Genomic DNA, 14792 nt, shown 5'->3' on the forward strand with positions numbered 1-14792 from the left:
AGCCCGCCTGCACCGCGACACGCTCCGACCCCGGACCCCCGCCCTTCTTACCCCGCCCGCCGCGGAAGGCACCCGCGGCGGGGGCCAGCACACACGACACACCAACCCGAACCCACCCGACCGGGTTCGGGCCCTCGCCGTGCCCGGGACACGGCAAGCCACCCCAACCCGCCACCCACACCACACCGTCGCTGATCGGGCGAAGCCCGACCGAGACCGACCCGGCAGCCGACAGGGGACGCCACACCGCCTCCCACCTCACCGTCGCCGCCCGATCGAACCCCCACCAAGACCGACCGACAGCCGGACACCGACGCCGACACGCCGCTCAGCTCACCATCGCTGACTGCCCGGACCCCAACCGAAGAAGTCTCCTGGCAAGCCACGCAGATCTCGACCGGCTTGGTCGTCACGCTTCAAGGTTGAGGCGGTAGCCGCGCTTGATGACCGTCTCGACGCACGAGCGCAGGCTGACCGCGTCCCTCAGGCGGGTCACGGCCATTTCCACGGCGTGTCCGTCGGCGCCCCGCGGCAGGTGGCCCAGCAGCTCGGCGCGGGAGAGGACCCGGCCCTCGGCGCTGGCCAGGGCCCGAATGACGGCCATCGGCGCGGGCGGGAGCTGGTAGGGATCGCCGTCGAGCAGCACCATGTGGCCGCGCAGCTCCATGCTGTGCCCGGTGGCGAGCTGGAGCCGCCGGGACCGCTTGGGCAGGGCCGAGGCGACCGTCCGCACCAGCGCGCCCAGGCGGGCCCGCTGCGGCTGCACGCAGTCGACGCCGAGCCGGGTGAGCGGCGCGGCCGTCACCGGTCCCACCGCGACCGGGAGGACGCCGTTGTCCTCGGCCGGTGCGCGGAGGGCCTCCAGCATGTCCGCCGCCTGGTCGCCGGCGATGCGCAGCAGGGCGTTCGCGGCGGGGGCGGACGTGAAGGTGACCGCGTCGACCCGGCGGGCGCAGATGGCGTCCACCAGGCGCTGGACGGGCGTGATGTCGGTCGGCAGGGTCCAGCGGTAGACCGGCACCGGGACGGCCGCTCCCCCGCCTTCGCGGACGGTGCGGATGAAATCCTCGGCCGGGTCGCCGTGCAGCTGGATCGCCACGCGCTGGCCGTCGACGCCGCGCTCCTTGAGCAGCTGGACGACCTCGTCGCCGGTCTCGGAGGGCGCGGTCCACTCCTCGATGAGCCCGGCGGCCCGGACCGCGCCGAGGGCCTTGGGGCCGCGGCACAGGATCTTGGACGATTCCAGCACTTCCAGCAGGTCCTCGCCCATGCCCCAGCCCTCGGCCGCCTCCAGCCAGCCGCGGAACCCGATCCCGGTGGTCGCCACCACCAGGTCGGGGGCCTCGCGGATGAGCTCGACGGTGGCCGCGCGCAGGGCCTCGTCGTCGGGCAGCGGCACGATGCGGAGGGTCGGGGCGACGACGGTCCTGGCGCCGCGCCGCTCCAAGAGCGTGGCCAGCTCGTCGGCGCGGCGCTGCGCGGTCACCGCGACGGTGTACCCGGTCAGCGGCGCCAGCGGGGCCTGCTCGTCGGCCTGGGTCTTGGGCGGTGCGGCGGCGGGCATCAGGCGCTCGCCTCCACGGCGGCGGCCGCGCCCACCCGGATGCGGCCGCCGACGACCTCGACGGCGTACACCTCGAGCGAGACGTCCTCGTCGTCGAGGCAGCGTCCGGTCTTGAGCGAGAACACCTGCTTGTGCAGCGGGGAGGCCACGGTCGGCTCCCCGGCGCGGTCGCCGACGATGCCCCGGCTCATCACGTGCGCTCCGGTGAACGGGTCCCGGTTGGACAGCGCGTAGAGCGCGCCGTCGGCGAGTCTGAACACCGCCACCTGCGTGCCGTCGGGCAGCAGCGCGGCGGCCCCGCGCCCGGGGATCAGGCGCTCGAATTCGCAGATCTCTTCCATTGGGTGGTTCACTTCCTTTATTGGCGCAGTCTCTCAGGAGTGCCGAGCAGCACCGGCTGGGCGTGCGAGCGGGCGGTGGTCCCGGCCGGGAACTTCTGGCCGCGGACCGTCTCGAACTCGATCGACGGGTCCGGGGTCTCCGGGGCGTTGACGAAGGAGACGAACCGCTGGAGCTTCTCGGGGTCCTCCAGGACGCCCTTCCACTCGTCGGCGTAGTTCTCGACGTGCCGGGCCATCATGGCGTCGAGCTCGTCGCAGATGCCGAGCGCGTCGTCGACGATGACCTCGCGCAGGTAGTCGATGCCGCCGTCGAGGGACTCGACCCATTTGGAGGTGCGCTGGAGCCGGTCGGCGGTGGAGATGTAGAACATCAGGAACCGGTCGATGGTCCGCACCAGCGTCTCGGAGTCGACGTCGGACAGCAGCAGGTCGGCGTGGCGGGGCGTGAAGCCGCCGTTGCCGCCGACGTAGAGGTTCCAGCCCTCCTCGGTGGCGATGACCCCGAAGTCCTTGCCGCGGGCCTCGGCGCACTCGCGGGCGCAGCCGGAGACGGCCGACTTGACCTTGTGCGGGCTGCGCAGGCCGCGGTAGCGCAGTTCGAGGTCGATGGCCATCTTGACCGAGTCCTGGACGCCGTAGCGGCACCAGTCGGTGCCCACGCAGGACTTGATGGTGCGCAGGGCCTTGCCGTAGGCGTGGCCGGACTCGAAGCCGGCGTCGACGAGGCGGCGCCAGATCTTCGGCAGGTCCTCCACCCGGGCGCCGAACATGTCGATGCGCTGGCCGCCGGTGATCTTGGTGTAGAGCCCGAAGTCCTTGGCGACCTCGCCGATGACGATGAGCTTCTCGGGGGTGATCTCCCCGCCGGGGATGCGCGGGACCACCGAGTAGGTGCCGTTGCGCTGGAGGTTGGCCAGGAAGTGGTCGTTGGTGTCCTGGAGGGTCGCCTGCTCGCCCTCGAGGATGTGCCCGCCCGCGAGGCCGGCCAGGATGGAGGCCACTGCGGGCTTGCACAGGTCGCAGCCGCCGCCCGAGCCGTAGCGGGCGATCAGCTCCGAGAAGGTGGTGATGCCGGTGACCTTGAGGATGTCGAACAGCTCGGCGCGCGACTGCGTGAAGTGCTCGCAGATCGCCTTGGAGACCTCGACGCCGCCCTCGGCCAAGAGCTGCTTGAGCATCGGGACGCACGAGCCGCAGCTGGTTCCGGCCTTGGTGCAGGCTTTGATCGCGCCCACGTCGTGGCAGCCGTCGCCGATCGCGCCCATGATCTCGCCCTTGGTGACCGCGTTGCACGAGCACACCTGGGCGCCGTCGGGCAGGGCGCCCTCGACTTCGCCGGAGGACAGCAGGTCGGCCAGCTGCCCGGGGACCTTGCCGCCGACGCTGGCGCGCAGCAGCGGGTACGGCTCGGCGTTGCCGACCAGCATGCCGCCCAGCAGGGTCTGGGCGTCGTCGGAGAGGACCAGTTTGGCGTAGGTGCCGCCGGCCGGGTCCAGGTAGGTCTGGGCGAGCGGGCCCTCCATGGCCCCGAACTGGGCCACGTCGACGCCGAGGAGCTTGAGCTTGGTGGACAGGTCGGCGCCGGGGAAGGTGGCCTCGCCTCCGGCGAGACGGTCGGCGACCACTTCGGCCATGGCGTAGCCGGGGGCGACCAGGCCGTAGCAGACGCCCTCCATGGCCGCGACCTCACCGATGGCGTACACGTCGGGGTCCGAGGTCAGGCAGGTCAGGTCGGTGATGACGCCGCCGCGCTCGCCGACTTCGATGCCGGACTCGCGCGCCAGCTGGTCGCGGGGGCGCACGCCCGCGGCGAAGACGATCAGGTCGGTGTCGAAGGCGACGCCGTCGCGGTTGGTCTCCATGCGCAGGCGCCCGCCGGTCGGCTCGATCTTCGAGCCGCCGGTGGAGCAGGCCACGTCGATGCCGAGCTTCTCGATGTGCTGCTTGAGGATGCCGCCGCCGGCCTCGTCGAGCTGGCGGGCCATCAGCCACGGCGCGAACTCCACGATCCGGGTCTCCAGGCCCAGCAGCTTGAGTGCGTTGGCCGCCTCCAGGCCGAGCAGGCCGCCGCCGATGACCACGCCGTGGCGCCGGCCTTCGGCGTGGGCCTTGATCGCCTCCAGGTCCTCGATGGTGCGGTAGACGAACACGCCCTCGGCGTCCGCGCCCTCCATCGGCGGCACGAACGGGTAGGAGCCGGTGGCCAGCACGAGCTTGTCGTAGGGGTGGATCCCGGACTCGGTGCGGACGACCTTCGCTTCGCGGTCGATCGCCGTGGCCGGCTGGCCGAGGCGCACGTCCACGCCGGGCAGGTCGCTCGCCAGCGACAGCTCCTCGGCGCTGACGCCGTCGAAGAAGGCCGACAGCCGCACCCGGTCGTAGGCGGGCCGCGGCTCCTCGGACAGGACGGTGACCGACCAGGACGGGTCGCGCTCGACCACGGCCTCCAGGAAGCGGCGGCCGACCATGCCGTCGCCGACGACTATCAGTTTCTTCTCGCTCATGTTGTTACCTCATTCAAAAGCGCGGCCGCCTCTCCGAGCCCGGAAACGGTCTCGCCGAGCCACTTGCAGACCCCCGCGACGTCTTCGACGCAGGTCCCGCAGCCGGTCGACGCCTGCGTGGCGTCCGACAGCGCCTGCGGGGTGCGCGCTCCGCCTCGGAACGCGTCGGTCAATTCCTTCTTGGTGACGTTGTTGCACCGGCAGACCACGGCCTCCTCCGGCATGGACGCGGGCGTCTCGGGGGCCACCGAGACCGACTCGCCCGGCCGTCCCATCAGGAGGGTGCGGCGGTCGTGGGGCACCGGGTCGCCGGTGTCGAACAGCTGCACCACCTGGCCCACCATCGGGTTGTCGCCGAGCATCACCGCCCCGGCGAGCTTGCCGTTCTCGTCGATGACCAGCCGCGCGTAGGTGCCGCGGACCGGGTCGGCGAACGAGACGACCTCGTCGCCCTCGATGCGGCCCATGGCGGCCAGGTCGATCCCGGCGGCCTTGAGGCGGGTGACCAGGCGCGAGCCGGTGTAGGCGGCGTCCTCGTTCACGCCCGAGAGCAGGTCGGCGACGACGTCGGCCTGCTCCCAGGCGGGGCCGACGAGCCCGTAGGGGATGCCGCGGTGCTCGGCGCAGTCGCCGACGGCGAAGACGTCGGGGTGGGAGGTGCGGCACTGGTCGTCGATGACCACGCCGCGGCCGACCTCGAGCCCGGCGGCCGCGGCCAGGGAGGTGTCGGGCCGGATCCCGCAGGAGACGACCAGGAGCTGTCCGGTGACGGTGCGGCCGTCGGCCAACACCAGGGTCAGGCCGTCGTCGCCGTGGATGACGCGGGTGGTCTGGGCGTCGGTCACCGATTCGACGCCGAGCTCGGCGTACGTGGCGGCCAGGACGCCGGCGCCGTCGGGGTCGAGCTGGCGCTCCATCAGGTGGGTTCCGGCGTGCACGACGGTGACGTCCATGCCGCGCCCGGCGAGGCCGCGGGCGGCCTCCAGGCCGAGCAGGCCGCCGCCGAGGACGATCGCGCTGGCGCGGTTCGCGGCCTCGGCCAGGATCTGGCGGGCGTCCTCGATCGTCCGCAGGACGTAGGCGCCGGTGGGCAGCGGGTCGAGGCCGGGGATCGGCGGCACGAACGCCTCGGCTCCGGTGGCCAGGACGAGCTTGTCGAAGGCGATGCCGTCGACGGTCTTGGCCTCCAGGTCGATCGACTCGACCGGGGAGCCGAGCCGCAGTTCGACGTGGTCGGGCGGGGTGGGCAGGGCGATCTCGTCCTCGGACTGCTTGCCGGCGATCATGCTCGAGAGCAGGATCCGGTTGTAGGCGGTGCTGGGCTCCGCCCCGAACACCGTGACCTCGGTGCCGCGGCGCCCGAGTTCGCGGGCGATGCGGGCGCCGGCCATGCCGTAGCCGACGATGGCGACCTTCACGCGCTGGACCTCCTGGTGATCGACTCGCGCACGGCCCGGGGGCCGTGACTGGTTCGATGCGACGCGGCGACGGCGCTGTCTGACCTCGACGGACCTCTAGGGTCACTCGGGGCTGTTACGCGGCGGCGCGGCAAATGTTTCACGCGTGCTAAGTAGTCCTCACGCCTTCGGTGCCCGCCCTCGACAGCTTTCCCCCACTTCCGGTGTCGGATTTACGACATTCCAGGCCAGTACCAGGTGTTTGTCACTGAATCGGGGGATACAAGATCAATCAAACCGGTCGTACATTGAACGCACACGAAATCCGGTTGTTCGAGCCCGAGGGAGCCCTATGACTCGAAACCGTCCGTTCGACCTCCCTGTCTTCTACCTCCCGTACCCACCGCGCCTCAACCCTCATCTGGAGCAGGCCCGCACTCACGCCCGCGTCTGGGCCAAGGAGATGGGCATGCTCGACTCCCCCGCCGCCGGCGGCGGAGTGGTCTGGGACGAGGCGGAACTGGAGCGCCACGACTACGGCCTCCTGTGCGCCTACACGCATCCCGACTGCTCGGCCGAGACGCTCGAGCTGATCACCGACTGGTACGTGTGGGTGTTCTTCTTCGACGACCACTTCCTGGAGGCGTTCAAGCGCACCCGCGACACCGAGGGCGCCCGGGCCTACCTGGACCGCATCCCGCTGTTCATGCCGCTCGATATCGGTGAGGTGCCCGAGCCGGAGAATCCGGTCGAGCGGGGTCTGGACGACCTGTGGCGGCGCACCGCGCCGCACCGGAGCGAGGACTGGCGGCGGCGCTTCACCGTCAGCACCACGGGACTGCTGTTCGAATCGCTGTGGGAGCTGGCGAACATCACCTCCGACCGGGTGGCCAATCCGATCGAGTACGTCGCGATGCGCCGCAAGGTCGGCGGGGCGCCGTGGTCGGCCAACCTGGTCGAGCACGCCGTCGGCGCCGAGGTGCCGGCCCGCATCGCGGCCGAGCGCCCGCTGCTGGTCCTGCGCGACACCTTCAGCGACGCCGTCCACCTGCGCAACGACCTGTTCTCCTACGAGCGGGAGGTCACCGAGGAGGGCGAGAACGCCAACGCGGTCCTGGTCTTCGAGCGCTTCCTGGGGTGCGCCACACAGCGCGCGGCCGACCTGGTCAACGACGTGCTGACCAGCAGGCTCCACCAGTTCGAGAACACCGCGCTCACCGAGATCCCGCTCCTGTGCGCCGACCGGGGACTGCTCCCCGACGAGCAGGCGGCGATCGCGCTGTACGCCAAGGGCCTCCAGGACTGGCAGGCCGGGGGGCACGAGTGGCACATGCGGTCGAGCCGCTACATGAACGACTCGGCCGAGCGGGTCCTCGGCGGCCCGAACGGCCTGGGCACCTCGGCGGCGCGGGTGGTCGTGTCCGGGCTCGGGCAGCACTCCCGCGAGCCGTTCCAGGCCGTGGGCCCGTACCGGATCCCGGAGTTCTACATGCCGTTCGAGCTGCGGCTCAATCCGGGCCTGGAGCGCGCCCGGCGGCACAACATCGAGTGGACGGCCGCGATGGGGATGACCGTGGCCGACCCGCTGCGTCCTGGCTCGGGGCTGTGGACGCCGCACCAGCTCGAGATCTTCGACTTCCCGCTGTGCGCGGCCGGGATCGACCCGGACTGCTCGCCCGAGGAGCTCGACACCGCCTCGGACTGGCTGGCGTGGGGCACCTACGGCGACGACTACTACCCGGCCGTGTTCGGCCGGGGCCGCTCGTTCGCCGCGGCCGTGGCGCAGAACCGGCGGCTGTCGGCCTGCATGCCGCTGGAGGAGGGCGCGGCGGCGGTGCCGTCGAATCCGCTGGAGGCGGGGCTGTCCGACCTGTGGGCGCGCACGGCCCCGGGCCTGGGCCCGGACGGGCGCGCCGAGTTCAGGGAGTCGGTCGAGAAGATGCTCGAGGCCTGGCTGTGGGAGCTGCATCTCCAGGCCCAGAACCGGGTGCCGGACCCGGTGGACTACATCGAGATGCGGTGGCACACCTTCGGCGCGGACATGACGATGAGCCTGGCGCGGCTCTCGACCGGGCGGCTGGTGCCCGACGAGGTGTACGCCTCCAGGCCCGTGCGGGAGCTGGAGTCCTGCGCGGTCAACGCCGCCTGCTTCATCAACGACCTGTTCTCGCATCAGAAGGAGGTCGAGTTCGAGGGCGAGTTCTTCAACGGCGTGGTGGTGGCCGAGGAGTTCCTCGGGTGCTCGGACGTGGAGGCGAGGAAGGTCGTGGCCGACCTGATCTCGGCCCGCCTGGAGCAGTTCGAGCTCATCGCGGCCGAGGAGATCCCGGTGGTGGTCGAGCAGTTCGGCCTCGACGACGCCGCCCGGGATTCGCTGGAGGCCTATGTGGAGGACCTGCGCCTCTGGGTGGCGGCGATCCTCAACTGGCACATCGAGTGCGGCCGCTACAGCGAGAGCGAGCTGCGGCGGCCGAGCCTCACCTCGCCCGGCCTCCGAACGCCGCGGCCGCTCCTGTCGTGACGCCGAAAGCGGCGAGGACGGCCATCATGCGCCGCTTGGTCTCGGTCGACTCCTCGCTCTCGGAGCCGGAGGCGGGTTCGGGCTCTTCGATCTCGAGCCCGCCGGGCAGCGGGCCCGGCTCGGAGGCGGGCGGTTCGCTCGGCGACGGGGACGGCGCGGACGGCGAGGGTTCCGAGGAGGTCGGAGCCGGCTCGGAGGCGGGCGGTTCGCTCAGTGAGGGAGACGGCGGCGAACCTGACGGCTCCGGAGAGGGGGAAGCGGATGTCGGTGCGGGCGAAGGCGACGACGGCTCGGGGTCGCTCGACGGCGGTTCGGAGGGCGTCGGGGGCGCCGGAGGGGACGGCGGCTCGGAGGGAGGCGGCGGCCCGGAAGGGGCCGGGGACGGGGTCGGAGGCGGCTCCGGCGGCGGTTCCGGGCAGTCCAGGAGCGGCGGCAGCAGCGGCAGGTCGAGGCAGATCGTCAGGTCGATGCCGAGGGCCTGGGCCCGCTCGGGCGGGGCGAAGGCCAGTGCGGCGGCCGAGGTCAGCAGGGTCGCCGAGGTGAGCGCGAGGACGCGGCGCAGCGGCGTCCACTTCCGAGCGCTACGTCCTTTGAAATCGCTGTTCATGACTTTTATTCTTTATCGAGAATTTTGAGGTGTCAATGACGATCTGGTGGCAGGGTCTGGTTTTCAGCCTGACGGTGGTGGCCGCCGCCTGCACGGTCGTGTGGGTCGTCCAGCGGCTGCAGTCACCGACCAGGCGCGAGCAGCACAACGAGATCGGGACGACCCTGTTCGAGCTGCTGACGGTCCTCTACGCGATCGTGCTGGCCTTCGTCCTCATCACCGCCTGGGAGAACCGGAACGAGGCCGGCCGCGTCACCTACGAAGAGGCCGGGCAGCTGGTCGAGGTCTACTGGGCGGCCGCCGCCCTGCCCGAGGAGGACCGCGACGAGATCCGCGAGGCCGCCCGCGACTACACCGAGCGGGTCATCGAGACCGAATGGGACCAGATGCGGCACGTGGAGCCGGTCGACGCCGAGGGCCTGATGCTCCTGGACGCCATGCACGCCCCCGTGGCCGACCAGAGCCCCGACGACGAGGTCGGGCAGGCGCAGGTCGAGGACGCCCGCGACCGCATCAGGGCCGTCGCCGACGCCAGATCCGAGCGGATCTTCCAGGCCGAGCAGGGCCTGACCGGGGCGATGTGGACGGTCCTGGTGCCCGGCGCGCTCCTGGTGTTCGCGGTGATGCTCACCCTCGGCACCCCGACCCGCCTCTACCAGTTCGTCGTCGTGGGCCTGATCTCGGGAATGGTCGCCCTGATGCTGTTCGCGACCTACCAGCTCGAATTCCCCTACAGCCGCGGCGGAGCCATCGAGCCGACCGCCTACCTGACCGCGCTCGAGCGATTCGACGCGATCGACACAGACCACGGCGGGCGCTGACCCGCCGTCCAACCACGACCCATAACAAGCGCATACCGATCCGTACGACCTAGCGGGAGGAACACATCCCATGACCGACTCGGCACTCGACACCACGACGCCGCAGCCGCACACCGACAACGGATCCCAACCCACCAGCCTCAGCACCGCCGCGGCCCGAAACCTGTCCTCCACCACCAAGTCCGTCCCCCAGATGCAGGAGATCACCTCCCGGTGGCTGCTGCGAATCCTCCCGTGGGTCCAGACCGACGGCGGGGCCTACCGCCTCAACCGCCGCCTGACCTACACCGTCGGCGACGGGAAGGTCGAGTTCATACAGGACGGAGGGGCGGTGCGCGTCATCCCCGGCGAACTGGGCGAGATCGCCGCGCTCCGCGGCTACGAGGACGAAGAGGCGCTCGCCGTGATCGCCGAGCGCTTCGAGCAGCGCGAGCTCGAACCGGGCGAGCAGGTGGCCCGGGCCGGGGAGCCGGTCGACGGGCTGTACCTGATCGCCCACGGGCGCCTGGAGAAGTCCGCGGTCGGCCCCTACGGGGACCGGTCGTCCATGGGGACGCTGGTCGACGGCGACCACTTCGGGCAGCGGGCCCTGACCGAGCACGAGCCCGAATGGGCCGCCGACATCGCCGCCGCCGTGCCGTCGACGGTCATGTTCCTCCCGGGCACGGCCGTGGCCGAACTGGCCGAGCGCGTCCCGTCGCTGGCGGCGCACTTCGAGCAGTTCCGCACCGATTCGGCCGCCCGCAGCAACAAGTACGGCGAGGCGCCGATCGACATCGCCTCCGGGCACACCGGGGAGCCGGACCTGCCGCGCACGTTCGTGGACTACGAGCTGCGCCCGCGCGAGTACGAGCTGTCGGTCGCCCAGACGGTCCTGCGGGTGCACACCCGCGTCGCCGACCTCTACAACAAGCCGATGAACCAGATGGAGCAGCAGCTGCGGCTCACCGTCGAGGCCCTCCGCGAGCAGCAGGAGGACCAGATGATCAACAGCCGCGACTTCGGGCTGCTCCACAACGCCGCGTTCGAGCAGCGCATCCCGACCCGCTCGGGGCCGCCGACCCCGGACGACCTGGACGAGCTGCTGAGCAGGCGGCGCAAGCCCGAGTACCTCCTGGCGCACCCGAAGGCGATCGCCGCGATCGGCCGCGAGTGCTCCAAACGGGGCCTGTACCCGTCCACGGTGGAGTTCCACGGGCACCACGTCCCGGCCTGGCGGGGCGTGCCGGTCCTGCCGTGCAACAAACTCCCGATCTCCAAGGAGCAGACCACCTCGATCCTGTGCATGCGCACCGGCGAGGACGAGCAGGGAGTGGTCGGGCTGCACCAGACCGGGCTGCCGGACGAGTACGAGCCGAGCCTGTCGGTGCGGTTCATGGGAGTCGACGAGAAGGCGGTCATGTCCTACCTGGTCACGGCCTATTTCTCGTGCGCGGTCCTGGTGCCGGACGCCCTGGGCGTGCTCGAGAACGTCGAGATCGGGCGCTAGAGGCCCATGGCCGTCCTCACCGACGCGCACACCGCCGAGCGGGAGGCCGTCGACCTCGGACTGAGATCCGCGGTCGAACGGCTTCCCGCCCCGGCCTCCCGCATCGCGTCGTACCACTTCGGTTGGTCCGACGCCGAGGGAGCACTGATCGAGGGCCGCTCCGGCAAGGCCCTCCGCCCGCTGCTGACGCTGCTGGCGGCCCAGGCCGTCGGCGGGCAGTGGGCCCAAGCAGTCCCGGCCGCGGTCGCGGTCGAGCTGGTCCACAACTTCTCACTCATCCACGACGACATCATCGACCGCGACACGGTCCGCCGGAACCGGCAGACCGCCTGGAAGGTCTTCGGCACCACCGAGGCGCTGCTGGTCGGCGACGCCCTGCACGCGCTGGCGTTCGAGATCCTGGCCGCCGAGGACGACGAGCAGGGGCACTTCGCCTACGGCGCCCACATCCTCGCGGCCACGGTCCGGGCCCTGATCGACGGGCAGTTGGCCGACACCCGCTTCGAGGGCCGCCAGCGGGTCGGCATCGCCGAGTGCGTGGCGATGTCGGAGGCCAAGACGGCCTCGCTGATCGGCTGCGCGACCGAGCTGGGCGCCCTGTACGGCGGCGGGAGCCCGGAGCAGCTGGAGGCGCTCCGGGACTTCGGGTTCCGGATGGGCCTGGCCTTCCAGCACGTCGACGACCTGCTGGGGATCTGGGGCGATCCGGCCGTGACCGGCAAGCCGGCGTATTCGGACCTCCGCAGCCGCAAGAAGTCGCTGCCGGTGGTCGCCGCGCTCGGCTCGGGCCGGCCCGGAGTGGCCGAGCTGTCCCGGCTCTACACCGGCTCGGAGCCGCTGGAGGAGGAGCAGGTCCGCCGGGTCGCCGAACTGGTCGAGCAGTGCGGCGGGCGGCGGGCCAGCGAGGAGGCGGCCGAGGTCCTGACCGCCTCGGCGGTTTCGCGGCTGTCGGTGCCCGGCCTGGAGGCCGCCGCGGTCGCCGCGCTGGTCGGCCTGGCCGAGCGCACGGTGGGGAGGACGTGGTGATGCGCCGGGTCCTCCTGCCCGCCCCGAGGTCGTTCTGCGCGGGCGTGGAGCGGGCCATCGAGATCGTCGAGCGGCTGCTGGAGCGGCACGGCCCGCCGGTGTACGTGCGCAACCAGATCGTTCACAACGCGCACGTGGTCGGGGACCTGGAGTCCAGGGGCGCGGTGTTCGTCTCCGAGCTCGAAGAGGTCCCCGAGGGGGCGATGGTGGTCTTCTCGGCCCACGGGGTGGCCCCGGCGGTCGAGGACGAGGCGCGCCGACGCGGCCTCGACGCGGTGGACGCGACCTGTCCGCTGGTGACGAAGGTCCACAGCGAGGCCGGCAGGGCCGCCGCCGGGGGCGACACGATCATCCTCATCGGACACGAGGGGCACGAGGAGGTGGAGGGGACCACGGGGGTGGCCCCGGAGCGGACGGTCCTGGTCGAGACGGCCGCGGACGTCGACCGGCTGGAGGTCGCCGACCCGGAGCGGTTGACGTTCCTGGCCCAGACGACCCTGTCGGTGACCGAGGTCGAGCGGATCGCGATGGCGCTGCGCAGGCGGTTCCCGGCGATCAAGGGCCCGGCCAAGGACGACGTCTGCTACGCGACCACGAACCGCCAGACCGCGCTCGCCTCTGTCGTCGACGAGGCCGACCTGGTGCTGGTGATCGGCTCGCCGAACTCGTCGAACTCGAACCGCCTGGTCGAGCTCGCCGAGGTCGCCGGCGCCGAGGCCCACCTGATCGACGGCCCGGCCGACATCGATCCGGCCTGGCTGACCGGTGCCGCCGCGATCGGGGTGACGGCCGGGGCCTCGGCCCCGCCGGAGCTGGTCGACGAGGTGGTGGCGCACCTGGCCGAGCACGGACCGATCACGGTCGAGGAGCGCCGCATCGCCGAGGAGCACCTGGAGTTCCTACTCCCGCAGCGGCTCCGCGGCGGATAGGCGCCGCCCGCACCGTCCGTAGGGCGGTGCGGGCGGTTCGCTTGTCAGTGGTCAGGGCCGCGGGTGATGGAACCGGATCTCCGGCCAGACGTCGTTGGGACCCTCCAGAATCGGAGCGCCAGCGCCTCGCAGGTGCGCGTCGGCGAACGCGACGATGTGGTCGCGGGTCAACTTGTCGGCGTAGAGGCCGTCCATGTCCTGGAGCTGCTGGCCGAGCTGCGCTCCGAGCGGGGCGAGGTCGGTGAAGGAGCTGTGGGTGGTGCCGTCGGCGGTGATCCACCGTTTCCAGCCCTCCAGGTGCTTCCACGCCTTGGTCCACGTGTCGTCCCCGCCCGGCCGGCCGTGCTCGTCGGCACCGACGATCAGGAACGGGCGGTCGAGTTTGTGCGGGTCGAGCGCGAAGAAGGTGCCGTCGAGGTTGAACCCAGCGCCGAAGCGGTCGTCGGCGAGCATGGCCCGGTGGCTGCTCGCGCCGCCGATCGAGTGGCCGCCGACCGCGATCCGCTCGGTGTCGATGATCCCGGCGTCCTCCCAGGCGGCGTCGCCGCCGGTGAGCTCGTCGAGTACGAACGACAGGTCCTCTGCCCGGTTGGGCACCAGCGTGTCGGCGTCGAGGTCCGTGCAGGCCAGGCACTCGGTGGTGCGGTCGGGGAAGCTGATCGGGGCCTCGTAGTTGTGACCGATGGCGGCCACGACGTAGCCCCGGCCGGCCAGCTCCTCGGCGATGCCCGTGAGAGTGGCGCGGGGGAAGGAGAACCCGGGCGAGAGCACCACCAGCGGCAGCGTGCCGTCGTCGGCGACCGGCTCGGCGTCGGGTACGGAGTTGGTCCCGACCTCGGAGAGAAGGTCGTCGGGCAGCGGCTCGGGGAGGCCGGCCGAGAGCTGGTCGGTGAACAACGACGACTCTTCGAACGTCATGTACGGCGCGCCGAGACCGTCCTCGTCGGTCGGATACCACAGCGAGACCATCAGCTCCCTCCGCGCCTCGGGCACCCACACGTCGGCGCGGTCCTCGTCGATGAGGTGGAGGGTGGTCATGCCGGTCTGGAACTCACCGCTCGGCTCGACGATCGCCAACCCCGGGGGCTCAGGCTGGGCCGGACTGTCGGCGTTGGCGCTCACGAGCGAGAAGGCGCCGACTCCGGCGACGACGGACATGGCAGTCACTCCCACGAGCGCCCGTTTCAGGCTGCGTTTCAAGGGTGCTTCCAATCTGGTCGGATGTGGACGGCCCGGTCTGGATTCTCGACCGGGCCGCACTGTCAACCTTGGAGCACGTCCCCTTCCACTACCCCGGCAATTAGGCCGGTCCGGGTCGGCCGTCCGACCGAATTCGAGGAAGAAGTCATTGGAGGCGCGCTCGAAGCGCTAGAAGACGGTGGCCGGGCTTCAACCGATCAGCGACGAAGAGGCGGGTGGAGGGGTGGGGTCGGTGGCCGGGCTGCGGGGTGTGTCTTCGGTTGGGGTGCAGGGGCTTGTGGTGTCGAACATGAAAGCTTTCCCACCCTGCGGGTGATGGCAATACCCGGTCCGCCTGGGATCATTGATGTAACACAAACAGACCGAAACAGATCGGATGATCGAAACCAGGGA

At 71.3% G+C, this 14792-nt stretch carries 11 protein-coding genes; 5 read left to right on the forward strand and 6 right to left on the reverse strand.

Annotation, left to right across the window (positions count from 1 at the left end; translation table 11 throughout):
• Positions 1-409: 409 nt before the first annotated feature.
• Genes JFB92_RS24225 through JFB92_RS24240 form a run of 4 tightly spaced genes read right to left on the reverse strand, consistent with a single transcriptional unit; the run spans position 410 to position 5827 of the window.
• Positions 410-1564: a uroporphyrinogen-III synthase gene (locus tag JFB92_RS24225; RefSeq protein ID WP_199044451.1), complete on the reverse strand. Its 1155-nt coding sequence runs from the start codon at positions 1562-1564 to the stop codon at positions 410-412.
• The gene (gene nirD, locus JFB92_RS24230) at positions 1564-1905 is read right to left on the reverse strand and encodes a nitrite reductase small subunit NirD (protein WP_199044453.1); all 342 of its coding nucleotides are present in this window, start codon (positions 1903-1905) and stop codon (positions 1564-1566) included. The genes JFB92_RS24225 and nirD overlap by 1 nt, the downstream gene beginning before the upstream one ends.
• 17 nt (positions 1906-1922) lie before the next feature.
• Positions 1923-4409, reverse strand: coding sequence for a nitrite reductase large subunit NirB (gene nirB, locus JFB92_RS24235; RefSeq protein ID WP_199044455.1), 2487 nt, complete (start codon positions 4407-4409; stop codon positions 1923-1925).
• Positions 4406-5827: an FAD-dependent oxidoreductase gene (locus JFB92_RS24240; protein WP_199044457.1), complete on the reverse strand. Its 1422-nt coding sequence runs from the start codon at positions 5825-5827 to the stop codon at positions 4406-4408. Before JFB92_RS24240 ends, nirB begins: the two co-directional genes overlap by 4 nt.
• 331 nt (positions 5828-6158) lie before the next feature.
• On the opposite strand from JFB92_RS24240, the gene JFB92_RS24245 reads away from it, so the two are divergent.
• A complete protein-coding gene (locus tag JFB92_RS24245) occupies positions 6159-8327 on the forward strand; it encodes a terpene synthase family protein (protein WP_199044460.1) in 2169 nt (722 codons plus the stop codon).
• Here JFB92_RS24245 and JFB92_RS24250 read toward each other — a convergent pair.
• Positions 8284-8934 (reverse strand): hypothetical protein, encoded by a 651-nt coding sequence (locus tag JFB92_RS24250; RefSeq protein ID WP_199044462.1) that lies wholly within the window; start codon positions 8932-8934, stop codon positions 8284-8286. The two genes, JFB92_RS24245 and JFB92_RS24250, sit on opposite strands and share 44 nt — an antisense overlap.
• Positions 8935-8969: 35 nt before the next feature.
• On the opposite strand from JFB92_RS24250, the gene JFB92_RS24255 reads away from it, so the two are divergent.
• The 4 genes from JFB92_RS24255 (at position 8970) to ispH (ending at position 13199) form a co-directional block, all read left to right on the forward strand.
• Entirely contained in the window at positions 8970-9755 is a 786-nt protein-coding gene (locus JFB92_RS24255) for a bestrophin-like domain (protein WP_233163760.1), read from the forward strand.
• A gap of 70 nt (positions 9756-9825) precedes the next feature.
• Positions 9826-11244, forward strand: coding sequence for a family 2B encapsulin nanocompartment shell protein (locus JFB92_RS24260; RefSeq protein ID WP_199044466.1), 1419 nt, complete (start codon positions 9826-9828; stop codon positions 11242-11244).
• Between the two features lie 6 nt (positions 11245-11250).
• Positions 11251-12270 (forward strand): polyprenyl synthetase family protein, encoded by a 1020-nt coding sequence (locus tag JFB92_RS24265; RefSeq protein WP_199044468.1) that lies wholly within the window; start codon positions 11251-11253, stop codon positions 12268-12270.
• The gene (gene ispH / locus JFB92_RS24270) at positions 12270-13199 is read left to right on the forward strand and encodes a 4-hydroxy-3-methylbut-2-enyl diphosphate reductase (RefSeq protein WP_199044469.1); all 930 of its coding nucleotides are present in this window, start codon (positions 12270-12272) and stop codon (positions 13197-13199) included. The genes JFB92_RS24265 and ispH overlap by 1 nt, the downstream gene beginning before the upstream one ends.
• Positions 13200-13250: 51 nt before the next feature.
• On the opposite strand, the gene JFB92_RS24275 is transcribed toward ispH, so the two are convergent.
• Positions 13251-14357 (reverse strand): alpha/beta hydrolase family protein, encoded by a 1107-nt coding sequence (locus tag JFB92_RS24275; protein ID WP_199044470.1) that lies wholly within the window; start codon positions 14355-14357, stop codon positions 13251-13253.
• Between the last annotated feature and the right edge of the window lie 435 nt (positions 14358-14792).

Source organism: Glycomyces salinus (assembly GCF_016428645.1).
Taxonomy (GTDB): domain Bacteria; phylum Actinomycetota; class Actinomycetes; order Mycobacteriales; family Micromonosporaceae; genus Glycomyces; species Glycomyces salinus.